22 protein-coding genes are annotated in these 25,819 nt (G+C 31.4%); 15 read left to right on the top strand and 7 right to left on the bottom strand.

The features are described from left to right. Positions 1 to 8: 8 nt before the first annotated feature. The 4 genes from napA to AJ889_RS04450 form a co-directional block, all read right to left on the bottom strand. Complete coding sequence (napA, locus tag AJ889_RS04465; protein ID WP_002870179.1) at positions 9 to 2,783, bottom strand: periplasmic nitrate reductase subunit alpha; 2,775 nt, start codon at positions 2,781 to 2,783, stop codon at positions 9 to 11. A 246-nt stretch (positions 2,784 to 3,029) separates the two neighbouring features. Further along, complete coding sequence (gene tpx / locus AJ889_RS04460) at positions 3,030 to 3,557, bottom strand: thiol peroxidase (RefSeq protein WP_002856712.1); 528 nt, start codon at positions 3,555 to 3,557, stop codon at positions 3,030 to 3,032. 99 nt (positions 3,558 to 3,656) lie between these two features. Then, positions 3,657 to 4,397, bottom strand: a complete 741-nt coding sequence (gene peb2, locus AJ889_RS04455; RefSeq protein WP_002856943.1) for an AcfC family adhesin PEB2 — start codon at positions 4,395 to 4,397, stop codon at positions 3,657 to 3,659. 40 nt (positions 4,398 to 4,437) lie between these two features. After that, the gene (locus AJ889_RS04450; protein WP_002857005.1) at positions 4,438 to 6,468 is read right to left on the bottom strand and encodes an ATP-dependent helicase; all 2,031 of its coding nucleotides are present in this window, start codon (positions 6,466 to 6,468) and stop codon (positions 4,438 to 4,440) included. Positions 6,469 to 6,596: 128 nt separating this feature from the next. On the opposite strand from AJ889_RS04450, the gene AJ889_RS04445 reads away from it, so the two are divergent. The 15 genes from AJ889_RS04445 (at position 6,597) to AJ889_RS04375 (ending at position 22,173) form a co-directional block, all read left to right on the top strand. Next, positions 6,597 to 7,619, top strand: coding sequence for a hypothetical protein (locus AJ889_RS04445; protein WP_002876098.1), 1,023 nt, complete (start codon positions 6,597 to 6,599; stop codon positions 7,617 to 7,619). 22 nt (positions 7,620 to 7,641) lie between these two features. Further along, the gene (locus tag AJ889_RS04440; protein ID WP_002935453.1) at positions 7,642 to 10,254 is read left to right on the top strand and encodes a valine--tRNA ligase; all 2,613 of its coding nucleotides are present in this window, start codon (positions 7,642 to 7,644) and stop codon (positions 10,252 to 10,254) included. Between the two features lie 4 nt (positions 10,255 to 10,258). Beyond that, positions 10,259 to 11,269, top strand: coding sequence for a methionine ABC transporter ATP-binding protein (locus tag AJ889_RS04435; protein ID WP_002852619.1), 1,011 nt, complete (start codon positions 10,259 to 10,261; stop codon positions 11,267 to 11,269). Continuing rightward, positions 11,266 to 12,177, top strand: coding sequence for a methionine ABC transporter permease (locus AJ889_RS04430; protein WP_002870175.1), 912 nt, complete (start codon positions 11,266 to 11,268; stop codon positions 12,175 to 12,177). The genes AJ889_RS04435 and AJ889_RS04430 overlap by 4 nt, the downstream gene beginning before the upstream one ends. Positions 12,178 to 12,368: 191 nt before the next feature. Next, positions 12,369 to 13,142 carry a MetQ/NlpA family ABC transporter substrate-binding protein gene (locus AJ889_RS04425; RefSeq protein ID WP_032584611.1) on the top strand — a complete coding sequence of 258 codons (774 nt, stop codon included), beginning with the start codon at positions 12,369 to 12,371 and terminating at the stop codon, positions 13,140 to 13,142. Positions 13,143 to 13,190: 48 nt separating this feature from the next. Next, positions 13,191 to 13,961 carry a MetQ/NlpA family ABC transporter substrate-binding protein gene (locus AJ889_RS04420; protein WP_020246959.1) on the top strand — a complete coding sequence of 257 codons (771 nt, stop codon included), beginning with the start codon at positions 13,191 to 13,193 and terminating at the stop codon, positions 13,959 to 13,961. A gap of 9 nt (positions 13,962 to 13,970) precedes the next feature. Then, positions 13,971 to 14,747, top strand: a complete 777-nt coding sequence (locus AJ889_RS04415) for a MetQ/NlpA family ABC transporter substrate-binding protein (protein WP_002852406.1) — start codon at positions 13,971 to 13,973, stop codon at positions 14,745 to 14,747. 83 nt (positions 14,748 to 14,830) lie between these two features. Then, positions 14,831 to 15,493: a flagellar basal body P-ring formation chaperone FlgA gene (gene flgA, locus AJ889_RS04410; protein ID WP_002876101.1), complete on the top strand. Its 663-nt coding sequence runs from the start codon at positions 14,831 to 14,833 to the stop codon at positions 15,491 to 15,493. Next, positions 15,490 to 16,053: a UbiX family flavin prenyltransferase gene (locus tag AJ889_RS04405; RefSeq protein ID WP_002860748.1), complete on the top strand. Its 564-nt coding sequence runs from the start codon at positions 15,490 to 15,492 to the stop codon at positions 16,051 to 16,053. The genes flgA and AJ889_RS04405 overlap by 4 nt, the downstream gene beginning before the upstream one ends. Positions 16,054 to 16,092: 39 nt before the next feature. Then, a complete protein-coding gene (coaD, locus tag AJ889_RS04400) occupies positions 16,093 to 16,569 on the top strand; it encodes a pantetheine-phosphate adenylyltransferase (protein ID WP_002852633.1) in 477 nt (158 codons plus the stop codon). Continuing rightward, positions 16,560 to 17,138 carry a dTMP kinase gene (gene tmk / locus AJ889_RS04395; RefSeq protein WP_002852526.1) on the top strand — a complete coding sequence of 193 codons (579 nt, stop codon included), beginning with the start codon at positions 16,560 to 16,562 and terminating at the stop codon, positions 17,136 to 17,138. Before coaD ends, tmk begins: the two co-directional genes overlap by 10 nt. Continuing rightward, positions 17,135 to 18,361, top strand: a complete 1,227-nt coding sequence (hisS, locus tag AJ889_RS04390; protein ID WP_002860747.1) for a histidine--tRNA ligase — start codon at positions 17,135 to 17,137, stop codon at positions 18,359 to 18,361. Before tmk ends, hisS begins: the two co-directional genes overlap by 4 nt. Continuing rightward, positions 18,358 to 20,193 carry a biosynthetic arginine decarboxylase gene (gene speA / locus AJ889_RS04385; RefSeq protein ID WP_032584612.1) on the top strand — a complete coding sequence of 612 codons (1,836 nt, stop codon included), beginning with the start codon at positions 18,358 to 18,360 and terminating at the stop codon, positions 20,191 to 20,193. The genes hisS and speA overlap by 4 nt, the downstream gene beginning before the upstream one ends. Further along, positions 20,194 to 20,832 carry a serine O-acetyltransferase gene (gene cysE, locus AJ889_RS04380; RefSeq protein ID WP_002860746.1) on the top strand — a complete coding sequence of 213 codons (639 nt, stop codon included), beginning with the start codon at positions 20,194 to 20,196 and terminating at the stop codon, positions 20,830 to 20,832. 171 nt (positions 20,833 to 21,003) lie between these two features. Beyond that, positions 21,004 to 22,173, top strand: coding sequence for a pyridoxal phosphate-dependent aminotransferase (locus tag AJ889_RS04375; RefSeq protein WP_002860745.1), 1,170 nt, complete (start codon positions 21,004 to 21,006; stop codon positions 22,171 to 22,173). A 60-nt stretch (positions 22,174 to 22,233) separates the two neighbouring features. Here the strand turns inward: AJ889_RS04375 and AJ889_RS04370 are convergent, their stop codons facing one another. From AJ889_RS04370 to dnaK, 3 genes are all read right to left on the bottom strand, one after another. Next, positions 22,234 to 22,575, bottom strand: coding sequence for a cupin domain-containing protein (locus AJ889_RS04370; protein ID WP_002869841.1), 342 nt, complete (start codon positions 22,573 to 22,575; stop codon positions 22,234 to 22,236). Between the two features lie 69 nt (positions 22,576 to 22,644). Beyond that, entirely contained in the window at positions 22,645 to 23,667 is a 1,023-nt protein-coding gene (locus AJ889_RS04365) for an MBL fold metallo-hydrolase (protein WP_002868517.1), read from the bottom strand. 259 nt (positions 23,668 to 23,926) lie between these two features. Next, complete coding sequence (gene dnaK, locus AJ889_RS04360; RefSeq protein ID WP_002869842.1) at positions 23,927 to 25,798, bottom strand: molecular chaperone DnaK; 1,872 nt, start codon at positions 25,796 to 25,798, stop codon at positions 23,927 to 23,929. Positions 25,799 to 25,819 lie beyond the last annotated feature (21 nt).

Genomic DNA, 25,819 nt, shown 5'->3' with positions numbered 1-25,819 from the left:
ACCCTAAATTAAGCCTTATAAATTTTTACAGCACATTTTTTAAAGTCAGTTTGTTTTGAAAGCGGACAAGTCGCATCCAAAGTAACTTTATTGATATATACATTCTCATCAAACCACGGCACATACACAAGTCCTACAGGCGGTTTGTTTCTTCCACGCATATCTACTCTTGCTTTTACTTTACCACGACGAGATTCCACCCAAACCAAATCACCTTGATTTAAGCCTAATTTCTCTCCATCTTTCTCACTCATATAGCAAAGTGCTTCAGGCACAGCACGGTAAAGCTCAGGCACACGCATAGTCATAGTTCCACTATGCCAATGCTCTAAAACCCTTCCTGTTGCAAGCCAGAACGGATACTCTTTACTTGGTCTTTCAGGTGCTTTCATAAATGGCCTAAAGAAAATTTTAGCCTTATTTTTAATACTGTGCTCTTTTTCATCTTTAGGAGCTATTAAATCCCCATTTGTAAGCATTTTGTTAAAATCACCATAAAAAGCAAAATCTGAATTTGGAGCCGCTTTTTTAGCATAATAATCAAATTTAGTATTAAATCTCCACTGTGTTTCCTTGCCATTAACCACAGGCCATCTTAAACCCCTTACTTTATGATAGGTATCAAAATCCGCTAAATCATGTCCGTGTCCTAAGCCAAATTTACGATATTCTTCCCAAAGATATTTTTGAACGAAAAAGCCATAGCCTGTAAATTCTTTTCCATCACTGCCTTGAATTTTTCTCTCATCACCTTTAACATCGGTATTATCAAAGCCTTTTGCGATGGCATCGTTTGGATTAAAGCTTTTTGCTTCTTTATTGGCAAATAGTACATCAAAAAGTGTATCATCTTCGCTATAACCCATAGCTTTCGCCTCTTCTAAAACACTTGGCAAGGTAAGCTTATTATCCACTTTTTGCTCTTTCCAAACTTCTTTAAGCTTAAAGCGTTTTGCAAATTCTAAAATTTGCCAAGTATCACTCATGGCAGCACCTACAGGTAAGACTTGTTGTTTCCAATGTTGAGTTCTTCTTTCAGCATTACCATAAGCACCCCATTTTTCATAAATCATAGCGCTTGGTAAAATAAGATCAGCTACTTTTGCTGAAATTCCAGGATAACAATCACTTACAACAATAAAATTATCCATTTCTCTTGCTGCTGCAATCCAGTGATTTGCATTTGCAGTGTTTTGCCATGGATTATTCACTTGCACCCATGCAAATTTAATTTTTCCATCTTCTAAATCTCTCATGATATTAAGATAAGGAGAACCTGGTTTTGGGTTGATAGTCTTTGCAGGAACTTTCCAAATTTTTTCAGAAATTTCTCTGTGTTTTGGATTGGCTACAACCATATCTGCAGGCAAACGATGTGAGAAAGTTCCTACCTCCCTAGCTGTTCCACAGGCACTTGGCTGTCCTGTTAAAGAAAAGGCTCCACTACCTGGTTTAGCTTGCTTTCCTAGCAAAAAATGTACCATATAAGCTTGTTCATTTACCCAAGAACCTCTTGTGTGTTGATTAAAGCCCATAGTCCAAAAACTTACGACTTTGCGATTTTTCTCTATGTAAAGATTAGCTAATTCTTGAAGTTTTTTCTTAAAATCTTCCAAAGACTCATTATCATCACCTTTGGCTACTCTTGCAGTGTATTCTAAAGTATAAGGGGCTAAACCTTTTTTAAATTCGTCAAAAGAAATTTCCCAGTTTTTATCAGCCACACCTTGATGTTTCATTTCAAATTTATCACCCGCTTTAACGCCAAGATAAGATAAAGAAGTAGCCTCTTCATCGTCTAAAGTGATTACATTTTCTTTTTCAACCGTATCTTTTTCACTTTCTTTAAATTTTGGATGATTTGGATTATTTCTCATACCATAACCAATATCAGCATAACCAGTTGCAAATACGCAGTGATCTTTGATAAATTTCATATCCAGAGCCTCTGGATGATTATAAACAATCTCTCTTGCTATGTAGTTCCAAATAGCCAAATCTGTATTTGGTTTAAAAATAATTTCAATATCAGCAATATTTGAAGTACGGTTAGAAAAAGTGCTTAGATTCACAACTTTAACCTTATCAAGATTGCTTAGTTTTCTATCACTTACTCTTGACCAAAGGATTGGGTGCATTTCAGCCATATTAGCTCCCCAAGTGATAATAGTATCTGTAAGCTCTATATCATCATAACAGCCTGATGGCTCATCTACACCAAAAGTTTGCATAAAACCAACCACTGCAGAGGCCATACAATGTCTTGCATTTGGATCGATATTATTTGTTCTAAAACCCGCTTTTGCAAGCTTTAAAGCAGCATAACCTTCTTGGATAGTGTATTGCCCACTACCAAAAATCCCTATACCTGTAACGCCGAGTTCATTGTAGGCTTTTTTAAATTGTTTTTCCATTTCATCAAAGGCTCTTTGCCAAGAAACTTGTTGAAATTTGCCTTTTTTATCAAATTCGCCTTTTTCATTCATGCGAAGCAAAGGCATAACAAGACGATCTTCACCATACATGATCTTAGCATTAAAATAACCTTTGATACAATTAAGTCCGCGATTTACGGGTGCTGCAGGATCACCTTTTGTTGCTACGATTTTGCCATCTTTTCTAGCTATCATAATTCCACAGCCAGTTCCACAAAATCTACAAACAGCTTTATCCCATTTCCAATCTTCTTCTTGCGCGCCAAGCATAGAGCTTGGAACACTAAGCCCTGCAACACTAGCAGCACTTGCAATAGCGGTATTTTTAATAAAATCCCTTCTATTCATCCTTATTCCTCCAAAATAAAAAAATCATCTTATTATAAAAAATGAAGTATAAAAATCTCTTGAAATTTTAATAAAAATAATAATTTTAAAGCTCTATTTTATAGGAGTTTTATTGTCCTTTTTATATTATTATTACACAAAATAAATATTAAAAATAATCAACTTAACAATTAAAATATAATCAACTTAAAATAATAAAAAAATGAAGATATAAAAATTAAGCCCTAAGAATGGGCTTAATCAAAATTAATGGCAACCACAACCACCGCAGCAGCTAGAGCCACCAAAAAATGCATCAAGTTTTGCAATATCTGGCATTTCTGTGATTTCATTTACAAGTTCTTTATATGCCACTTTACCCTCTTTAATCACAAATACGGCACGAGCTAAAAGCCCTTCTAAAGCACCTTCATTTATCAAAACACCATATTTTTCACCAAATTCTTTTGCCACAAAATCACTTGCAACACTTAAATTTTCAATACCTTCTGTACTGCAAAATCTTCCCATAGCAAAAGGTAAGTCCATACTTACTACAATCACTTCAGCACCATTGTAACTGGCTACTTTTTTATTAAATTCTCTAGCCTCTGTAGCACAAACTGGTGTATCTAAGCTTGGAACACTTAAAATGATTTGAGTTTTACCCGCTGCACCGATTTCAATCACGCTTAAATCTTTAGCTTTAAGATTTACCTTAGGAGCATCTGCTCCAACTTCTACTGAATTTCCTTTAAGTTTTACAGGATTTCCTTTAAAATTTACTGTACTCATTTAATTTCCTTTTTTTGATATTTTAAACATTATTGCAATTAATGTTTTAGGAGTGATTATATCCTATAAATATTAATTATTTTTTAATTTCACTCAAAATTATTTTACTTCTTTCCAAGTATATTTTTTCCACACTTTTTGAGCTTCCTTACTCTTAATAAAATCTACAAATTCTAAAGCTTTTTTATTTTCTAAACCTTTTTTTGTAGGAGCAATTTCAGCTGCACGATAAATCACTGCATTTTTATCTTTGATAAATAAAGCTTTATCATCGCCTAAAGCCTTTGCCCAATGAGACCAAATGATTAAAGCATCAATATTTGGATTGTTATTCCACTCATCTACAGCAGCTTTGGAATTTTTAGCATAAATTTTTATATTTTTACGTAATTTTACCAAATTTTCTCTTTTTGCACTTTTTAAAGCCATATCTTCATAAAGTCCAACTTGTCCTGCACCATCAACCACCATAACATTTATGCCATCTTTTAAAATGTCTTCAAAATTTTTAATATTTTTTGGATTATTTGGACGCACGATAATACCTGATGGACGCACATTTAAAACGCTTAAATTTTCTAAACTTAAACTTGGAATTTTTTTAGCAAAATCATCCATCATTGAAGTATTGCCTGAAAAAATCAAATCTGCATTTTCTTTTGCTTTGTCTATCCAAGCTGGAGTTGGACCTGCGGTTACAATCACCTTTTCTTTTGTTTTTTCTTCAAATTTTAAAGCAAGCTCTTTTAGCACAGGAGCGGGACCACCTGGACCATAAACTAAAATTTCAGCATTTAAAAAACTTGCTGCTGCTAAACTTAAAATTAATATTTTTTTCATAAAATAAACCTTTCTTTATAATAATATAAAGGAAATTTTATCAATCTATAGTTAACTCTCCCTTGCAAAGCCCTGCTTCTATAAGAAAACGAGAAGGAGCGAAAGAAGTTTTTTTATTTTTATCATATTTAGCATAGCTTAAATAAAGTATATTTTTTGCCCTAGTTACTGCAACATAAAAAAGCCTTCTTTCTTCTTCTAAGCTTCCACCCATTCCCATAAGCTTTTGATTAGGAAAGCGACCTTGCGCAAGATCAATCACAAAAACAAGATCAAATTCCAAGCCCTTGCTTGCATGTACGCTAAGCAAATTAACTCCTTTGCCACTACTCATTTCACTTGCACCTAAAGTTAGAAAATTATAATACTTATAAATATCGCTATAATTTTTTGTAAGCTCTTTTAAGACATTGAATTTTGTTTCTATTTTTTCTAAATTTTCACTCTTTCTTAATAAATCCACCTGTCCTGCTTTATTTGTTGCTCTTTTGGTTGCAAGTTCTTCACAAATTTCTCTATAAAAAGAATTTTCACAAATTAAATTTACCAAAGTCAAAGAATGTTTTATTTCCATAGCTTTTTTTAAAAAAAGATAAATTTTTTCTAAATTTCTAGCACATAAATCATTGATTTTTGAAAGTTTTAAAATAGGATGTGCATCAAATTCACTCTCAAATTTAAAACGAGTTTCGCTGGCTAATTCTTCTAAATCCGCAAAAAGCCCAAGTTGATAATTTCTTTTTTGATGATTTTGCAAATTTACATTTTTATCAGGATCTAAAAAACCTTTTATTAAATTTCCATGCCCTAATTTTAAAAGTGCGTCAAAAATTTCTTTTGCTAAAACTCCACCCACACCTTTGGTATATTGAACCAAATGAATAAAAGCCATGATATCTTTAGGATTTACCACAAGAGCAAGCATAGAGCTAAAAGCTTTAACTTCTAAACTTTCAAAAAAACTTCCACTTCCCTTTCTCACACTTGCAATGCCCTGCTCCCTTAAAGCTACTTCAACCCCATCAGCACTTGAGTTGTTGCGAAAAATCACGGCAATTTCTTCCAAACTTACTCCGCTTGTAAGTATCATTTTGGCTATATTTTGATACTGATCAAATAATTCTTCAAAAGTAAGCAAAGATGGGGCTTTAAACTCATCATTTCTTGTAACAATAAGTTCTTTTGGATATAATCTTTCGTTATTTAAAATCACTTTATTAGCCAAAGCTAAAATACTTCTTGATGAACGGTAGTTTTTATTTAAAGAAAAAATTTTTGCATCTTTAAAACGATCTTTAAACCCACCTATGATATTAATATCCGCTCCATTAAAAGCATAAATACTTTGATCATAATCCCCTACGCAAAACAAACTTTTACTATGAAAAGCCTCTATTAAGGAACTTTGCAAAGTATTTGTGTCTTGATATTCATCTACTAAAATTTCATCAAATTCATATTTTTCTTCTTTTAAAAGATCTTTTAGATTGATAAGCAAGTCATTAAAATCTACATAATTAAAACGCTTTTTTTCATTATCATATTCTTTTAAAATATCTTCATAAATTTCAGCATAAATACTTTGATCTTCGTAGTTTTGGCAAAACCAAGTATAAAAATCTTGATTGTGCGCTTTGTTTTGAAACAAAGAATAAAGATCATATAAATAACTTGATTGATAAGGTTTTATATCACTTAAATGCCTAAAAGTTCTTTTTTCATAGACACTTTTAAGTAGAGTTTTTAACTCGCTTGCTTGCTTTAAGGCTATATTTTTATCCGCATTTCTAAGTAAGGTATAAGCCGTACTATGAAAAGTTCCTGCAAGTATTTTACTGGTAATATTTTTATCAAAAAATTTCCCTAAACGCCCTATCATTTCTTTACTGGCTTTATTTGTGAAAGTTAAAAGCATGATTTTTTGAGGTGCCACTCCCTTGCTTAAAAGATAAGAAATTCTTGCAACAATAGTAGAAGTTTTTCCCGTCCCTGCACTTGCAATAACAAGATTGTGTCCAAAATCAGCAGTAGCAGCAAGATATTGTTCATTATTTAATTTTGAAAGTGGCATTATTTTCCTTATAAAAGTTAAAATTATAAAAAAAAATTACTTAAAAATATAAAAATTTAAAATTACTTTATATTAGATTATAGTACAATGCTAAAATTATTTAACTTTCTGTTTTTAAGGGATAGCAAATGAATTTGAAAATTTTTTCTATTATTGTTGGCATATTAATTGCTGTTATTGTGATATTAGGTGGAACATATTATTATCTTTTTGAATATTCAAAACCAAAGAATTACACCTTAAATACCAACACTTACACCGAACAAAAATCGTATACCAATAACTACGATAATTCCTATTCACCCTCGATCCAAACCAACAATAGTTCATCAAATGTAAATACTAATAACAATACCATCCAAAAGCAAGAAACAAACCCATTATTAGACGAAAATCAAAGCTTAAATAACGATACATTTAATACATCAATAAGCGAAAACAATCAAAGCTTAAATAATGACACCAATACAAGTAATAATATTAATACAAATGAAAATAAGCAAATTTTAGATACGGATAAAGGAAAATTAAAACAAGAAAATAAACAAGCCAAAATAGAAGCTCTTAAAAAAGAAATCAGTAAACAACAAAAGATCTTAGAAAGAGAAAGAGCTGTAAAAAAAGAACTTCAATCAAACAAATCAAACAAAAATAAATATCTAAATACCGCTAGAGAGTATCTAAACATAGGAAAAAACAGTCGTTTAGAACCTGAGCTTAGCACAGAAAATATGAAAGTTTATGTTTTAGATGGAAAATTTTTAAGCCAATACAGAATCAATCTGTTAAAAGATATGCTAAGCATTATACAAGATAATGCAAAAGATTATTATCTAAGTATTTTTGTTAAAATGCTACCAAAAGGGGAAATGAAATTAACTATCTATAACAAAGAAATTATCTTTTCAGATATGAAAAAAGCTTATAAATATATTAGTTTAGATAGATTAAGCCCATATTTAAACAATCCAAAAGAATTAAATGAACATGTAGCACGTGAAGAAATTTTAGAAAGACTTAAACTTCAAATTAAAAAAGATGGCAAAGGAAGTGATTTTTCTAAACATATCAAAAGTTTGAAAACTGGACTTAATACAGCACAATATTTCTTCCCGTTTTGTGAAATTATAGAAATTAGCTCTATTAAATAAGCTAAAACAATAAAGGCAAATAATGTATGATAAAAATTTAGAAAAAGAGTATTATCAAATTTGCGAAGAACGCGGATATTTTGAAATCGATGGCAATAAAACCATACAAGAAAAAGATAAAAATTTCTGCATTATGATGCCTCCTCCTAATGTCACTGGAGTTTTACACATAGGACATGCTTTAACTTTTACTCTACAAGATATTATGACGCGTTATAAAAGAATGGATGGCTATAAGGTTCTTTATCAACCAGGGCTTGATCACGCAGGTATTGCCACTCAAAATGTTGTAGAAAAACAACTCCTTGCTCAAGGCATTAAAAAAGAAGAACTAGGTAGAGAGGAATTTATAGAAAAAGTCTGGGAGTGGAAAGAGCAAAGCGGTGGAAAAATTTTAGACCAAATGAGAACACTAGGCATCACTCCTGCATGGAGTCGCTTGCGTTTTACTATGGATGAAGGTTTGGTTAATGCCGTAAAAAAAGCCTTTGTAGAACTTTATGATAAAAGACTTATTGTACGTGGAAACTACATGATAAATTGGTGTACTCATGATGGCGCTTTAAGTGATATAGAAGTTGAATACAAAGAAAACAAAGGAAAACTTTATCATATTAAATACTTTTTAAAAGATAGCGATGAATTTTTAGTAGTAGCCACAACGCGTCCTGAAACTTTTTTTGGCGATACTGCAGTTATGGTGCATCCTGATGATGAACGCTATGCTAAATTTGTGGACAAAGAAGTGATTTTGCCTATAAGCAAAAAAGCCATTAAAATCATAGCCGATGAACATGTAGAAAAAGAATTTGGAACAGGAGTTGTAAAAGTTACTCCCGCTCATGACATGAACGATTATGAAGTAGGACTTAGACATAATTTAGATTTTATAAGTGTTTTTGATGAAAAAGGAATTTTAAACGAACATTGTTTAGAGTTTCAAGGTTTAGAACGCTTAGAAGCAAGAGAAAAAATCGTAGCCAAACTTGAAAGTCTTGGTTTTATAGAAAAAATAGAAGAGTATAACAATCAAATAGGATATTGTTATCGTTGCAACAATATAGTTGAACCTTATATCTCCAAACAATGGTTTGTAAAAAAAGAAATCGCCCAAGAAAGTATAGAAAAAGTTGCGCTTGGAGAAAGTAAATTTTACCCAAATCACTGGATAAATAGCTTTAATGCTTGGATGAAAGATTTAAGAGATTGGTGTATTTCAAGACAACTTTGGTGGGGGCATCAAATTCCTGTGTATTATTGCGAATGCTCTCATGAATGGGCAAGCCAACATACGCCTAAAACTTGTCCAAAATGTCAAAGTCAAAATTTCAAACAAGATGAAGATGTGCTTGATACTTGGTTTTCTTCAGGACTTTGGGCTATGAGTACTCTAGGCTGGGGAAATGAAAATTGGGGTAAAGATAAAATTTGGTCTGAAAAGGATTTAAAAGATTTTTATCCCAATTCTTTACTCATTACAGGTTTTGATATTTTATTTTTCTGGGTGGCTAGAATGATGTTTCAAAGCACTAATGCCTTACATCAACTTCCTTTTAAAGATATTTATTTACATGCTCTTGTGAAAGATGAGCAAGGTAGAAAAATGAGTAAAAGCCTTGGAAATGTTATCGACCCAAATGAAAGCATTAAAGAATATAGTGCTGATATTTTACGCTTTACTTTAGCACTTCTTGCTATACAAGGACGCGATATTAAACTTAGCAATGATAAACTTTTACAAGTTAGAAATTTTACAAATAAAATTTATAACGCTACAAATTATCTGCTTTTAAATGAAAGTAAATTTGAAGATTTGGAAAATATCACACTTCATTCAGAATTAGCAAAATATATTTATGCCAAATTTCAAACTTGTGTTAAGGATGTAAGAGAAAATTTAGACAATTATCGCTTTAATGATGCGGCTAATACTCTATATAAATTCTTTTGGGATGATTTTTGCGATTGGGGTATAGAGCTTAGCAAAGCCGAAAAATCAAGCGTTAAAGAACTTGGTAGTATTTTCAAAGAAGCTTTAAAACTTTTAAATCCTTTCATACCTTTTATCAGCGAGTATTTATACCACAAACTAAGCGATACAGAACTTAAAACAAGCCCTTCTATTATGATAAGCAAATATCCAAAATTTAAAGAACAAGATAAAAATATAGAAAAAATCTTTTCTTTGCTCATAGAAAGCATAGTTAGTATCCGCCGTGCTAAAAGTTTAATCGATCTTGGAAATTCTAAAATAGAAAAAGCTTATATCAAATTTAACGATAAAAAAATCAAAGATGAAATCAAAGCTTATATGAATTTTATCATAATGCTCGCAAAGTGCGAGCAAATAGAATTTAGTGAAGAAAAATTACCAAAGGCAATATGTGATGTTAGCGAGAATTTAGAAATTTTTATTACGCTTGAAAATGTTGATTTAAGTGGTATTTTAACAAGACTTGAAAATCAAAAAAATAAGCTTGAAAAAGAAAGTTTCAAGCTTAACTCCATGCTTTCAAATGAAAAATTCATCGCTAACGCACCTAAAGAGGTGGTGGAGCAAAATAAAGAAGCTCTAGAAAATTTAAAAATTCAACTTGAAAAAATATCAGTTGAACTTCAAAATCTAAGAGGTTAAAAATTTGATAAAAATAAAAAATTTAAAAAAATATTATGGCAAGGAACTCGTGATAAACGATGTTTCTTTGGAGATTAAAAAGGGTGAAATTTACGCCATAGTAGGTCATAGTGGAGCTGGAAAATCCACTCTTTTAAGATGTATTAATGGACTTGAGAATTATCAAGAAGGAAGTTTAAAAGTCTTTGATCAAGAAATTAAAGATTTAAGTCAAAAAAAATCAAAAGAGTTAAGAATGCTTAGAAAAGATATAGGGATGATTTTTCAAAATTTTGCCCTAATGGAGCGCAAAAATGTATTTGAAAATGTTGCTATGCCTTTAAGAACACACTATACTCAGTGTAAATTTCATGCCAAGCTTTTTAATAAAGAATACATGAGCGAAAAAGAAATTGCCCAAAAAGTCAATTCCTTACTTGAAATCGTAGGGCTTGATCATAAAAACAAATCCTACCCAAGAGAACTGAGCGGAGGGCAAAAACAACGCGTTGCTATTGCTAGAGCCTTAGCTTTAAACCCAAAAATTTTACTTAGTGACGAAGCTACTTCGGCTCTTGATCCAAACACTACAAAAAATATTTTAGAGCTTATATCTAAAATCAATGCTGAATTTGGGATTACTGTTGTTTTAGTAACTCACGAAATGGATGTGGTAAAAGACATAGCTCAAAAAGCTTTATTACTTGAACATGGACAAATCATAGGAAGTGGAGCAATTGATGAGCTTTTTTTAAGGCCTAATGCCAAAATGAAAGAATTTTTAGGAGAAAGCGACTTCTTGCCTGAGCACGGACTTAATATCAAACTTTACTTTCCAAAAGAAGTTGCCCAAAATAGCGTCATTACTCATATGGCAAGAACTCTAAATATAGACTTTAACATAGTTTGGGGTAAAATAGAAAAACTGAATGGAAAAGCCTTGGGAAATTTAGTTATAAATATAAATGAAAAGGATAAAGACAAGGTTCTTGATTACATAGAAAAAAGTGGAGTATTATGGGAGGTGGCATCATGAATGAAGAAAACATCTCTATCATCAGTGCTTTTTTTAGTAGAATTTCTCAATTTTTTAATGAATTTTCTTGGCAGGATATTAAAGAAGTGAGTTTAAGTTCTATCACGAGTTTCAATGAAAATTATGAAAACATTTTAAAACCTGCGCTTAATGAAACAATTTATATGAGTTTAATGGCTGTACTATTTGGATTTTTATTGGCTATCATTCCTGGAATTTTACTTGCTATTTGGGATAAAAATGGAATTAAAGAAAATAAAATCGCTTATAGTATTTTAGATTTTATTACCAATATATTACGCGCCTTTCCATTTTTAATTCTTATAGTTGTTCTTTTACCACTTTCTAAAATCATAGTAGGCACAAGCATAGGTACAAATGCTGCCATAGTTCCATTAGCTATCGGAATAGCTCCTTATTTGGCAAAGATGCTTGAAAGCGCTTTTAAAGAAATAGACAAAGGAATCATAGAAGCTGCAAAAAGTTATGGTGCTAGCAATATTCAAATTATTTTCAAGGTTATCTTTAGTGAAGCTCTTCCTGCTATAATTAGCGGAATTACCCTAACTTTGATCTTTACCATTGGTTTTTCTGCTCTTGCTGGAACTGTCGGTGGAGGAGGATTAGGAGATGTAGCTATTCGCTATGGTTATGAAAGATTTAACAAAGAAGTTATGATTCAAACTGTAGTTATTTTACTTATATTAGTTCAATTAGTTCAAATTCTAGGTAATTTATTTTATACTTGGGCTAAAAATAGTAAAACTACATATATCATTGCCACTCTATTGATTTTACTTGGAGTTAGTATAGTTATCAATATAAACAATGATGAAAATTTCTTTTGGCAAGTAATTGTTTTTATCTTATTTTTAGGAAGTTTGCTTTATAAAGGTTTCAAAAAATAAGGAGATTATATCTCCTTTTAAGATAAATATAAGTTTTTTTAAGTAAAATTTAAACAAAAAATTAAAGGAATTAAAATGATGTATCAGATGCGTTAATCTGACTATCAACAAGTTTTTATATGCTTCTTCCTGATAGTCAGAGTGAATTTATTAAGATTAAAGCAAGCACAAAATGACTAAAAAGGAAAAAAATGAAAATCAAATCTTTATTTATAGCAAGTATTTTAACATTAAGTCTTAATGCAAATGCATTAGAAACCATCACAGTTGCAGCAACTCCCGTCCCTCATACTGAAATCCTAGAACAAGTAAAACCTGATTTAGAAAAACAAGGCTATAAACTTGAAATCAAAGAATTTACAGATTATGTTTTACCTAATCTAGCTGTTGATAACGGAGAAGCCGATGCAAATTTTTTCCAACACACTCCTTATTTGGAAGAATTTAATAAAAACAAAGGCACCAAACTTATCAAAGTAGCTGCCATACACATAGAACCTATGGCTGTTTACTCCAAGAAATATAAAAGTCTAGATGATATTAAAGAAGGGGTTAAAATCGCCATTCCAAATGATCCAACCAATGAAAGTAGAGCTTTAGATATTATTACAAAAAAAGGTTTGGTAAAATTTAAAGATAAGGCTTTAAAAACACCTCTTGATATTATAGACAATCCTAAAAAAATTAAATTTATAGAATTAAAGCCCGCACAACTTCCAAGAGCTTTAGATGATGTTGATTTTGCTGTAATTAATTCCAACTACGCTCTCTCTGCAAATCTAAATCCTGCAAAAGATAGCGTATTTATCGAAGATAAAGAAAGCCCGTATGCAAACATTCTTGTTGTAAGAGTGGGACATGAAAACGATCCAAAAATCAAAGCCTTAATCCAAGCTCTACAAAGTGATAAAATCAAACAATTTATCATAGAAAAATACAACGGATCTGTTTTACCTGCTTTTTAATTTTGTCCCTTACCTAGGGACTTTTTTCTTAAATACAAAGGAGTTTTTATGAATTTATTTAAAATTATTATACTCGCTTGCATTCTAAATTTATCTAGCCTATTTGCACAAAACATTACTATAGGAGCCACTCCAAATCCTTTTGGTAGCTTACTAGAACTAATGAAAGATGATTTTAAAAACAAAGGGTATGAGCTTAAAATAGTAGAATTTTCAGACTATATTTTGCCCAATCGTGCATTAGAGGAAAAAGAACTTGATGCAAATTTATATCAACACAAACCTTTTTTAGAAGAATACAACCTAAAAAAAGGTTCAAATTTAATTGCAACAACGCCTGTACTTATAGCTCCAGTAGGAGTTTATAGTAAAAAAATCAAAAATTTAGAAAATCTTAAAGAAGGTGCTAGAGTTGCTATACCTAATGATGCGACCAATGAAAGCAGAGCTTTAGAGCTTTTAGAGAAAGCAAAATTAATAGAGCTTAACAAAAATACTCTAAAAACCCCATTGGACATAAACAAAAATCCAAAAAAACTTAAATTTATAGAACTTAAAGCCGCACAACTTCCAAGAGCTTTAGATGATGTTGATATTGCTATAATTAATTCTAATTTCGCACTTGGAGCCGGTCTGAATCCAAGTAAAGATACTATTTTTAGGGAAGATAAAAATAGCCCTTATGTAAATTATGTTGTGGTACACTCAGAAGATAAAAATAGCGAAAAAACCAAAGTAATTGATGAAATTTTAAGAAGCGATAAATTTAAAGCCATCATTAATGAACATTATAAAGATATATTAATCCCAGCTTTTTAGGAGTATAATATGAATATTAAAAAAATATTTTTAAGTGTTTTATTTACAATTAGCCTTAGTTTTGGGGCGGATAAAACCATAATCATAGGTGCAACACCAACGCCTTATGCTGAAATTTTAAATTTCTCTAAACCCTTATTTCAAGAAAAAGGTTGGAAGTTAATAGTTAAGGAATTTAATGACTATAATATACCTAACATCGCTTTAAATGAAAAAGATTTAGATGCAAATTTATATCAGCATAAACCTTTTTTAGATGATTTTAATACCCACAAAGGAACAAAATTAAGTTCTTTAGGTGCTATTGTTTTAGTTCCTATGGCTATATATTCTAACTCCATAAAAGATATAAAAGACATTCCTAATGGTGCTAAAATCGCTATACCTAATGATGCTACCAATGAAAGCAGAGCTCTTGATTTACTAGCTAAAGCAAATTTAATAGAGTTTAAAAGTCAAAGCACCCTTAAAACCCCTATTGACATAAGTAAAAATCCAAAAAAACTTAAATTTATAGAGCTTAAAGCCGCACAACTTCCAAGAGCCCTAAATGATACTGATTTGGCTATTATTACCACAAACTATGCTCTTGGAGCAGGCTTAAACCCTTTAAAAGATGGTATTTTTATGGAAGATAAAGATAGTTTATATGCTATTGTTTTAGCTACAAGAAAAGGTGAAGAAACAAGTCAAAAAAGTCTTGTTATTAAAGAAATTTTAACAAGCGATAAAATTAAAAATTTTATCATAGAAAAATACAAAGGCTCTGTTATCCCTACTTTTTAACTCTATACAAAGCCTTCTAAAGGCTTTGTTAAACTTATAAAAGCTAAAATACTATTTATTGCATTATAATTCTTAGGATAAAAATGAAAATTATTTTTTTAACTTTTTTTATTGTGATAAATTATATCCAAGCAGCTAGTTTAGAAGAAATCAAAACAGCACTAGCTAAAGAATTTAGAAATAATTTTCCTAAAATTATAATTTCTCAAATTGATTTAAAAATAACATCATTGCCTAAAGATTTTGATCAATATGAATTTCTAAGAATCGCTAATGGGCGTTTTAATCAAGCACAAGGCTTTTTAAGGGCTGAATTTAAAACTCCGCAAAATATACAAAAAAATGTATTTTTTAGATATTTCATTCAAGCAAATTTAGAAGTTTTAAAAAGCGAACGCGCTATAAAAAGAGGAGATAAACTTGGAGCTTTTGACTATAAAAGCGTATTGATTGATTTTGATAAAGTTCCTTTAAATGCCTTAACCTTAGATGATGTAGATAATCTTGTAGCTAAAAGCAATATTAACAAAAACGCCATTTTAAGAGCAAATATGTTTAAAACCACAGCTTTAATACGCCGAAATGATCCTATAATCGGGATTTTAAGCGAAGCAAATGTTGATGTTTTAATCGAACTTGTGGCTTTGCAAAGTGCAAATATGGGCGAAAGGATTCGTGCAAAAAACAAAGAAGGTAAAGTTATGCAAGGCATCGTAGTGGGTAAAAATAGGATGATTATACAATGAAGGTTTTATTAGGAATTTCTGGTTCAAGCAGTGTCAATTTAGGCTTAAAATTATTAAAAAATCTAGAAAACCAATGCGAACTTTATTGCATTTTAACCCAAGGTGCAAAACTTAGCTTCAAAACTGAAAATCAAGCAAATTTAGAAGAAATTTGTCAAGAAAATTTTAAATACACTTATTTTTTAGATGATAAAAATTTAAGTCTAAGTGTAGCAAGTGGATCTTTTGGAATAGAAAAAACCATCATTGCTCCTTGTTCAATTTCAAGTTTAGCAAAAATTCACGCTGGTTTTGCAGACACTCTTTTAATGCGTGCTGCAGCAGTGGCCTTAAAAGAAAGAAAAAAACTTATCTTAGGCGTACGCGAAATGCCTTTTTCTACTTTAAATTTAGAACATATGTTAAAACTTAGCCAAATGGGAGTTATTATCGCCCCTCCTATTATCGCAAGCTATTCTAAAGCAAACAATCTAGAGCAAATGGAAAATTTTATCGCAGGTAAATGGTTAGATCTTTTAGAAATAAAACACAATTTATATGAAAAATGGCAAAATTTTTAGTTTAAATTTGTTATATTTTTAAAAAAAATTGGAGCAAAAATGACTTGTTTATATCCTGGGACTTTTGATCCTATTACCAACGGGCATTTAGATGTTATAAAACGGGCTTTAAAAATTTTTGATGAAGTCATCGTTGCCATAGCAAAAAGTGAACATAAAAAACCTTGCTATGATTTAGAAAAACGCAAAGAACTAGCCCTGCTCGCAACACAAAATTTAAAAAATGTTAAAATCATTGCTTTTGATAATTTACTTGTAGATTTAGCCAAAGAATTAAAAGTTAATACTATAATCCGTGGACTTAGAGCAGTGAGTGATTTTGAATACGAATTGCAAATTGGCTATGCAAATCACGCACTTTGGGAAGATATGGAAACCATTTATCTTATGCCAAGTCTAAAACATGCTTTTATTTCAAGTTCTATTGTGCGTTCTATAGTAGCACATGGGGGTGATGTAAGTTCTCTTGTTCCAAAAGAAATTCTACCTTTTTTAAAGGATCAATCTTGTATGTAGTTTTTGAAGGTATTGACTGCGTAGGAAAAAGTACGCAAATTTCACTTTTAAAAGAAATTTACAAAGATGCCATTTTCACACTCGAACCTGGCGGAACAGAACTTGGAAAACATTTAAGAGAAATTTTACTTAATAAAACTCATCCTATTAACAAAAGAGCTGAACTCTTGCTTTTTTTAGCTGATCGTGCTCAACATTTTGAAGAAATCTTAAAAACCAATCAAAACAAACTCATTATTAGCGATAGAAGTTTTATTTCAGGCATGGCTTATGCCAAAGATTTTGAAAACGATTTGCTTTTTGCTTTAAATAGTTTTGCTTTAGAAAATTTTTTTCCACAAAAAATTATCTTTTTAAAAGGAGATGCAAACCTTATCCAAGAACGCCTCAGTCAAAAAGAACTAGATAGTATAGAAAAACGTGGCATTGAGTATTTTTTAAGTGTACAGGACAAACTCGAAAAAGTGCTTCATTTTTTAAAAGAAAAAATTTCTGTAGAAATTTTAACACTTGACGCAAAAGAAAGTAAAGAAAAATTACACCAACAAATAAAGGAATTTTTACAATGATTAACGCTTTAAAAGGAATGAAAGATTTATTAGATAAAGATGCATATTATTATGAAAAAGTGATTAAAACCTGCGAAGAAGTAGCTAAAAACTATGGCTTTACTTTTATCAATACACCGCATTTAGAACTTTGCACCCTTTTTAAAAGAAGCGTAGGAGAAAGTTCTGATATAGTAGGTAAAGAAATGTATGAATTTATCGATAAAGGCGAAAATCATGTTTGCATGCGTCCTGAAGGAACTGCTGGGGTGGTGCGTGCCTATATAGAAAAAAAACTCGATAAAAACACTAGTGTGAAAAGATGGTTTTATCATGGTTCTATGTTTCGTTATGAAAGACCTCAAAAGGGTCGCTTAAGAGAATTTCATCAATTTGGAGTTGAAAGCCTTGGCATACCTAATGTTTATGAAGATGCAAGCATTATTTTAATGCTAGTAGAAATTTTCTCACGCCTTGGTATTGATTTTAAACTTCAACTTAATTCTTTAGGCTGCTTACAATGCTTGCCAAAATACCGCGATAGGCTCGTTGAATTCTTAGATTCCAAAGAAGGTTTTTGTGAAGATTGTTTGCGTAGAAAAAATTTAAATCCTATTCGTGTCTTAGATTGTAAAAATGAGCATTGTCAAAATTTGCTTGAAAATGCTCCGCTTTTGATCAATAATTTATGCACCTCTTGCCAAAAAGACTTTGAAACACTGCAACAAATTTTAAAGGATAATGGAGTTAAATTTGAGTTAGATTCAAAACTTGTGAGGGGTTTGGATTATTATTCTAAAACGGCTTTTGAATTTATAAGCGATGAAATAGGAGCAAAGGCTGCTATCGCAGGTGGAGGACGCTACGATAGACTTATAGAGTATTTAGGTGGAAAAAGTGGCTATGGTATAGGTTTTGCCATGGGTATAGAAAGAATTATAACTATTTTAGAACAAAAAGAAGAAAAGATTCAAAGAGAAGGAATTTATCTTTGTGCTATGGATGAAATTTATATCCAAAAACTTTTGCATATCGCTACAAATTTAAGAAAAGAATATAAAGTACTTTTAAGCTATGAAGCAAGAAAACTAGCCAAACATCTTGAAAACGCGGATAAAAATAATACTGAAATTTTTCTTTGCATGGGAGAAAATGAAGCACAAAATGAAAGTTTGTTTTATAAAAATTTAGCAAAAAAAGAAGAAAAAATGATTAAAATTTCAGACTTAAAGAAGGTTTTATGATGGATTATGGTATTGATATTTGGGGAAATGAAAATTTCATTATCAAAAATGGTAAAGTTTGTATCAATTACGAGAAAAAACCTGCTATTATTGATATAGTTAAAGAATTAAGAGATGATGGATACAAGGGGCCTTTACTTTTAAGATTTCCTCATCTTATCCAAAAACAAATTGAAAATATTTACGGAAATTTCAATAAAGCAAGAAAGGAATTTGGCTATAAAGGAGGATTTAACGCTGTTTATCCTTTAAAGGTCAATCAATACCCTGGTTTTGTAAAAAATCTTGTAAAACTTGGAAAAGACTATAACTATGGACTTGAAGCAGGTTCTAAGGCAGAGCTTTTACTCGCTATGGCTTATAATAACGAAGGCGCACCTATTACCGTAAATGGCTTTAAAGATAGAGAACTTATCAACATAGGCTTTATCGCAGCTGAAATGGGACATAATATCACTTTAACCATAGAAGGACTTAATGAACTTGAAGCTATCATAGACATAGCTAAAGAACGCTTTAAACCTAAACCAAATATAGGCTTACGTGTACGTTTGCATTCTGCTGGAGTTGGAATTTGGGCAAAAAGCGGTGGGATTAATTCTAAATTTGGACTTACATCCACTGAACTCATAGAAGCGGTAAATTTACTCAAAGAAAACAAACTTTTAGAACAATTTACCATGATTCACTTTCATCTAGGCTCACAAATTACCGAAATTCACCCCTTGAAAAAAGCCTTAAATGAAGCAGGAAATATCTATACAGAACTTAGAAAAATGGGAGCTAAAAATCTAAAAGCTATCAATCTTGGTGGCGGTTTAGCTGTGGAATACTCACAATTTAAAAATGAAAAAAGTAGAAATTACACCCTAAGAGAATACGCTAACGATGTAGTTTTTATCCTAAAAAACATAGCCGAACAAAAAAAAGATTTAGAGCCTGATATTTTCATAGAAAGTGGACGTTTTGTAGCAGCCAATCACGCTGTTTTAATCGCTCCTGTATTAGAACTTTTTTCTCAAGAATACGCAGAAAACAAACTCATACTTAAAAAACAAAATCCAAAACTTATCGATGAGCTTTATGATCTTTATAAAAGTATAAAACCTTCCAATGCTTTAGAATACTTGCACGATAGCATAGATCATTTAGAGAGTATTTTAACTCTTTTTGATTTGGGCTATGTGGATTTACAAGATCGTTCCAATGCTGAAATTTTAACTCATTTGATTACAAAAAAAGCCATCTTGCTTTTAGGCGATAAGCAAAATCCTGCGGATTTACTTGCCATACAAGATGAAGTGCAAGAAAGGTATTTGGTAAATTTTTCACTCTTTCAAAGCATACCCGATTTTTGGGGTTTAGAACAGAATTTCCCCATCATGCCACTTGATCGCTTAGATGAAGAACCGACACGAAGTGCAAGTATTTGGGATATAACCTGCGATAGCGATGGAGAAATTTCATACTCTAAAGATAAACCTTTATTTTTGCACGATGTAGATGTAGAAAAAGAAAATTATTTTCTAGGGTTTTTTCTTGTAGGTGCCTATCAAGAAGTACTTGGAATGAAACACAATCTTTTTACTCATCCTACTGAAGCTATTATAAGCATCAATGAAAAAGGCTATGAAGTCGAGGGGATTATAGAAGCGCAATCCATACTTGATACCTTAGAAGATTTAGACTATGATATACACGCTATCATGGATATACTTAATGAACGCATAAGTAATTCTAAGCTTGTAAATGATAAGCAAAAAAAGCATATTTTAGGCGAACTTTATCTTTTCTTAAATGATAATGGTTATTTAAAAAGCATAGGAGTTTAGATGAATTTTTGGGGTATTATAAAAGAAGATTTTTCTCAGCCAAAGGCACAAGATCCAGCTTTTAATTCTTGTATAGAACTTTTTTTTAATTACCCTGGAGTATGGGCTGTAGTAAATTACCGCTTTGCACATTTTTTTTACATAAGAAATTTTAAACGCATTGCTAGAATGATTAGCGGAATTTCACAATTCTTAACTGGGGTAGATTTGCACCCTGGAGCAGAACTTGGAAGGCGTATTTTTATAGATCATGCCAATGGAGTGGTTATAGGTCAAACAGCAATTATAGAAGATGATGTTTTAATTTATCAAGGCGTTACTTTAGGTGGAACAAGCCTTGAAAAAGGTACTAAACGCCATCCAACCATAAAAAAAGGAGTGATCATAGGCTCAGGCGCAAAAGTGCTTGGCAATATCACCATAGGAGAAAATGCCAAAATAGGCTCAAATGCTGTAGTGGTTAAAGATGTAGGTGCAAATTTAACTGCCGTTGGAATTCCTGCTTATATTATCGAAGAGCGTAAAAATAAAAACATTAGAGCCATAGATGCAAATTGCGATGACAAACTAGAAAAGTTAGAAAAGAAAATTTTAGAACTTGAAAATCTTATATTAAAACAACCTGAATCACAAAAATAATAATTTTTTATAATACATAAAATTATATGTATTATTATGCGTATTAATTTTTCCTAAAAATTAATACAAATTTTCACATTTATTGAAATTTACAACTCATTTTTAAATTAAATTTATTGTAAAAATGCAATTTTCTGCTAAAATTAAACAAAAATTATCAAGGATTGAAAAATGCTTACAAAAAGATCTCAAGTTTTAGAAGAATCTATCACTTTAGCTATCACTGCACTTGCCAATGAACTTAAAGCCAAAGGCGAGGATATCATTAGTTTTTCAGCGGGTGAACCTGATTTTGACACACCACAAACCATCAAAAATGCCGCTATAAGTGCTATTGAAAAAGGATGTGGAAAATACACTGCTGTTGCAGGAATTCCTGAAGTATTAAAAGCTATTCAAACCAAATTTAAAAAAGATAATAATCTTGATTATGAAACAAATGAAATCATCACCAATGTAGGCGCAAAACACTCTCTTTTTGAATGTATAGAATGCTTAGTAGAAAAAGATGATGAAGTGATTATCCCTAGTCCTTACTGGGTAAGCTATCCTGAAATGGTAAAATTTGCAGGTGGAAAACCTGTATTTATAGAAGGCTTAGAAGAAAATGGCTTTAAAATTACCGCTGAACAATTAAAAAAAGCTATCACAGCTAAAACCAAAGTTTTGATGCTAAATTCTCCTTCAAATCCTGTGGGATCGATTTATTCTAAAGAAGAATTAACTCAAATTGCTAAAGTTTTAGAAGGAACGCAAATTACTGTTTTAAGTGATGAAATGTATGAAAAACTTCGCTATGATGGTTTTGATTTTGTAGCTTTTGCAAGTGTAAGCGAAGATGCTTTAAAACGCACTGTGACCATTAACGGACTTAGCAAATGTGGAGCTATGCCAGGATGGCGTTTTGGCTATATGGCAAGCAAAAATAAAGCCCTAATTTCAGCTGTTAAAAGACTTCAAGGACAAAGCACTTCAAATATTTGCTCCATCACTCAACATGCAGCCATTCCTGCTTTAAATGGAGAATGTGATGAAGATATAGAAAAAATGCGTCAAGCTTTTGAAAAACGCCGTAACTTAGCCTTAGATATGCTTAAACAAATCCCAAAGATCAGTATTTATAAACCAGAAGGTGCTTTTTATCTTTTTGTAAATATACAAAAAATAGAAAAAGATTCTATGAAATTTTGCCAAAAATTACTTGAACAAGAAAAAGTTGCCGTTGTTCCAGGTATAGGTTTTGGAATGGATGGATATTTTAGGCTTTCTTATGCTACGAGCGATAAGCTTATCAAAAAAGGTTTAGAAAGAATAGCAAATTTCATTAAAAACTATAAATAATTCTAGGTTAAAGCCTAGAATTATTTAAGCAAATTAAAACCTTATAAAATCAAAATAAAATCAAGGCTTTTTAAGCACAGCATTTACCCTTTGAATACTATCTGATTTATTTAAACTCAATCTTATTATAGAATTTTCCAATCCACCTAAAGAATGCGCTACATTTGCCTCTAGGCCTATCATATCTAAAACATTTAATTCAAATTTTTCCTTTTCCACTTCAAACCAAATTTTACCGCTTAAAACTTGAACATGTATAGCAAAAGGAGCTTTATGCTCTTTCATCACGCTATCTTTAGCTAATAAAATTTGAATTTCTTTACCTTTTTCATTATCAATTAAAACATTGATTTTCACTTCTTTTGGGCTAAATTCCGCTCCATTCCATTGAATGATTTTCACAAAATCTCCTTTTTTAGTTTTATAAAACTATAGCAAAAGCCAAAATATAAATTATAAACTTGTGTTAATTTATTCTTCTTTCCACCAAAAATCCTGTTTAAATTTAGCTCCTACTTCATAAGCCTCGCCCATTTTTGGTGTGATAAGGGGTAAATCTAAATTTTCATAAAGAAATTTTACCACCTCATTCCATGCATGAGTTCCTGCTAAAAATCTCCCCCAATGTATAGGCATGACAGCTTTTGCATTAAGATCTTTTGCTTCTTTTAAAATTTGCTCAGGAAAAGAGTGTGAATATGGCCAGGCGATATTAAATTGTCCGCTTTCAAGACAAGCTAAGTCAAAATCTCCAAAATACTCACCTATTTTTTTAAAATGTGTAAAATACCCTCCATCTGCGCTAAAAAACACTCTCTTATCTACACTTAAAAATTCCATCACAAAAGAAGCCCAAAGGGTTTTGTTTTTACCATCTCCCCTGCTTGAACTGTGTTGTGCAGGTGTTGCAATGATTTTTAAATCACCAAATTCTATGCCGCTCCACCAATCAAGCTCTATGATTTTTTTCTCACTCACCCCATAGCTTTTTAGATAATTTCCCACTTTTAAAGGTGTGATAAAAAATCGTGCTTTTTCTTTTAAAGCTTTGACACTCTTAGCATCTAAATGATCAAAATGTGAATGCGTGATAATCACAGCAAAAATTTCATTAAAATCATTTACATTATAAACAGGAGCATTTTTAAAAGCCTTGTTAATAAAAGAAATAGGCGAAGCATGAGTGTTAAAAACAGGATCGATCAAAATTTTATATTCTTTAAAACTTATAAAAAGCGAAGAATGTCCAAGCCAAGTAATATGCGGAGTGCTAAAACCACTCAAATCAGGCTTGAAAAAAGGTAACTTAAAAGAAGGGATGGCATTTTTTGGATAAAGATAATAATACCTCAAAATTTCTTTAAAAGACACTTTAGGAGTTATAAGACTGTGCTCATTTTCATTAAGAAAAATTTCATATTTTTTACCCTGCACTTTTTTAGCTTTTGATCGTTGTGTATTGGAAATATCAAAGGTTTTAAATGATAAATTCAAATTTTTCCTTTTATGTTTATTAAGATTATATCTAAAAAGTTTTTAGATTAATTTTATTTTATTGCTAATTTTTTAGTTTGCTTACACTAAAATGAATTGTCTGATTTAAATTAGAACTTCAAAAAGAATTGGTTAAAAAATCAATGAAAAATTAGGTAGCAAGCTAATAAAAGAATTATACTTTACAGATTTTGTCATTTATTTAAAATTTTAAAAAATTTTCAAGCCTTTTAAAAAGGCTTGAATAGAGATTTTAAGATTACTCAACTTCAGCGTCGATTACATCGTCATCTTTTTTCTTTTTATCATTTGCTGTGTTTGGCTCATCTTTTTTATACATATTTTCAGCTAGTTTGTGAGAAACTTCACTTAAAGCTTTCATTTTGCTTTCAATCTCTTCTTTGCTTGCATTTTGATTTTTCAAAGTCTCACGCAAATCATCAAGAGCTTTTTGAATATTTTCTTTATCAGCAGCGGCAACTTTTTCACCCAACTCACTTAAAGATTTTTCTACTTGATGCGCCAAGCTATCAGCTGCATTTCTAGCATCTACAGCTTCTTTGCGTTTTTTGTCTTCTTCTTTGTGAAGTTCAGCATCTTTTACCATGTTATTAATCTCTTCCTCGCTAAGTCCGCTTGAACCTGTGATTTTGATCTCTTGAGCCTTACCTGTTGCTTTATCTTTTGCACTAACAGTTAAAATACCATTTGCATCGATATCAAAAGTAACTTCGATTTGTGGCATACCGCGTGGTGCTGGTGGAATTCCTTCAAGATTAAAATTTCCTAAAGATTTATTATCACGACTAAATTCTCTTTCCCCTTGTAAAACATTGATAGTTACAGCACTTTGATTATCTTCAGCGGTTGAGAAAACTTGCTCTTTTTTAGTTGGAATAGTTGTACCTTTTTCGATAATCTTAGTCATTACCCCGCCTAGAGTTTCTATACCCAAAGAGAGCGGTGTAACATCAAGTAAAAGCACATCTTTTACATCACCTTTTATAACCGCACCTTGAATCGCCGCACCGATAGCCACAACTTCATCAGGATTTACAGACTTATTAAGATCTTTATTAAAGGCTTTTTTCACTTCTTCTTGCACTAAAGGAACACGAGTAGAGCCCCCTACCATAACGATTTCTTTGATCTCATCTTTTTTAAGCCCTGCATCGCTTACTACTTCATTGATTTTAGTGATGGTTTCAGCCACTAAAGAATCAATCATACCTTCAAATTTAGCTCTAGTAAGTTTTTTAACCAAGTGTTTTGGGCCACTCGCATCAGCTGTGATAAATGGTAAATTAATTTCAGTTTCATTAGCTGAGCTTAATTCTTTTTTAGCATTTTCTGCTGCTTCTTTCAAGCGTTGCAAAGCCATAACATCATTTTTAAGATCTATGCCTGTTTCATCTTTAAATTCACTTGCTAGAAAATCGATAAGTTTATTATCAAAATCATCACCACCTAAGAAAGCGTTACCACCTGTTGCTAAAACTTCTACTACATTATCGCCAGTTTCAAGCACAGTAACGTCAAAAGTTCCCCCACCTAGATCATAAACCACAATTTTTTCACTATCTTTTTTATCAAGTCCGTAAGCTAGAGCTGCTGAAGTAGGCTCATTGATAATTCTTAATACATTAAGTCCTGCGATAGTTCCTGCTTCTTTTGTTGCTTTTCTTTGTGCATCGTTAAAATACGCAGGCACAGTAATAACCGCATCTACAACACTCTCGCCCAAAAAAGCTTCAGCATCTTCTTTTAGTTTCATTAAAACTTTCGCTGAAATTTCTTGCGGAGTATAAATTTTCCCTGCAATTTCAATAGCACAAGCACCATTTCTTTCAGTAATATGATAAGGAAGTCTATTTTTAGCTTCTTTAGCCGCATCTTCATTGATCATTAAACCCATAATTCTTTTGATAGAATAAATGGTTTTTTCAGGGTTGGTTACCGCTTGGCGTTTTGCACTATCGCCTACTAAAACTTCGCCTTTATCTGTAAAAGCTACCACTGAAGGAGTTGTGTTTTTTCCTTCTTTGTTTGGGATTACTTTGCTCTCGCCGCGTTCATACACAGCAACACAAGAATTGGTTGTTCCTAAATCTATACCTATAACTTTACTCATTTTTTATCCTTTTATTAAAAT

This window comes from Campylobacter sp. BCW_6468 (assembly GCF_001762865.1).
Taxonomy (GTDB): domain Bacteria; phylum Campylobacterota; class Campylobacteria; order Campylobacterales; family Campylobacteraceae; genus Campylobacter_D; species Campylobacter_D jejuni.
Note: the sequence above shows the minus strand (reverse complement) of the source record. Positions and strands in the feature narration are given on the sequence as shown.

Bases quoted from the DNA above. Each gene is read 5' to 3' on its own strand.
- napA (WP_002870179.1), bottom strand. From the start codon at position 2,783: ATGAATAGAAGGGATTTTATTAAAAATACCGCTATTGCAAGTGCTGCT.
- tpx (WP_002856712.1), bottom strand. From the start codon at position 3,557: ATGAGTACAGTAAATTTTAAAGGAAATCCTGTAAAACTTAAAGGAAAT.
- peb2 (WP_002856943.1), bottom strand. From the start codon at position 4,397: ATGAAAAAAATATTAATTTTAAGTTTAGCAGCAGCAAGTTTTTTAAAT.
- AJ889_RS04450 (WP_002857005.1), bottom strand. From the start codon at position 6,468: ATGCCACTTTCAAAATTAAATAATGAACAATATCTTGCTGCTACTGCT.
- AJ889_RS04445 (WP_002876098.1), top strand. From the start codon at position 6,597: ATGAATTTGAAAATTTTTTCTATTATTGTTGGCATATTAATTGCTGTT.
- AJ889_RS04440 (WP_002935453.1), top strand. From the start codon at position 7,642: ATGTATGATAAAAATTTAGAAAAAGAGTATTATCAAATTTGCGAAGAA.
- AJ889_RS04430 (WP_002870175.1), top strand. From the start codon at position 11,266: ATGAATGAAGAAAACATCTCTATCATCAGTGCTTTTTTTAGTAGAATT.
- AJ889_RS04425 (WP_032584611.1), top strand. From the start codon at position 12,369: ATGAAAATCAAATCTTTATTTATAGCAAGTATTTTAACATTAAGTCTT.
- AJ889_RS04420 (WP_020246959.1), top strand. From the start codon at position 13,191: ATGAATTTATTTAAAATTATTATACTCGCTTGCATTCTAAATTTATCT.
- AJ889_RS04415 (WP_002852406.1), top strand. From the start codon at position 13,971: ATGAATATTAAAAAAATATTTTTAAGTGTTTTATTTACAATTAGCCTT.
- flgA (WP_002876101.1), top strand. From the start codon at position 14,831: ATGAAAATTATTTTTTTAACTTTTTTTATTGTGATAAATTATATCCAA.
- AJ889_RS04405 (WP_002860748.1), top strand. From the start codon at position 15,490: ATGAAGGTTTTATTAGGAATTTCTGGTTCAAGCAGTGTCAATTTAGGC.
- coaD (WP_002852633.1), top strand. From the start codon at position 16,093: ATGACTTGTTTATATCCTGGGACTTTTGATCCTATTACCAACGGGCAT.
- hisS (WP_002860747.1), top strand. From the start codon at position 17,135: ATGATTAACGCTTTAAAAGGAATGAAAGATTTATTAGATAAAGATGCA.
- speA (WP_032584612.1), top strand. From the start codon at position 18,358: ATGATGGATTATGGTATTGATATTTGGGGAAATGAAAATTTCATTATC.
- cysE (WP_002860746.1), top strand. From the start codon at position 20,194: ATGAATTTTTGGGGTATTATAAAAGAAGATTTTTCTCAGCCAAAGGCA.
- AJ889_RS04375 (WP_002860745.1), top strand. From the start codon at position 21,004: ATGCTTACAAAAAGATCTCAAGTTTTAGAAGAATCTATCACTTTAGCT.
- dnaK (WP_002869842.1), bottom strand. From the start codon at position 25,798: ATGAGTAAAGTTATAGGTATAGATTTAGGAACAACCAATTCTTGTGTT.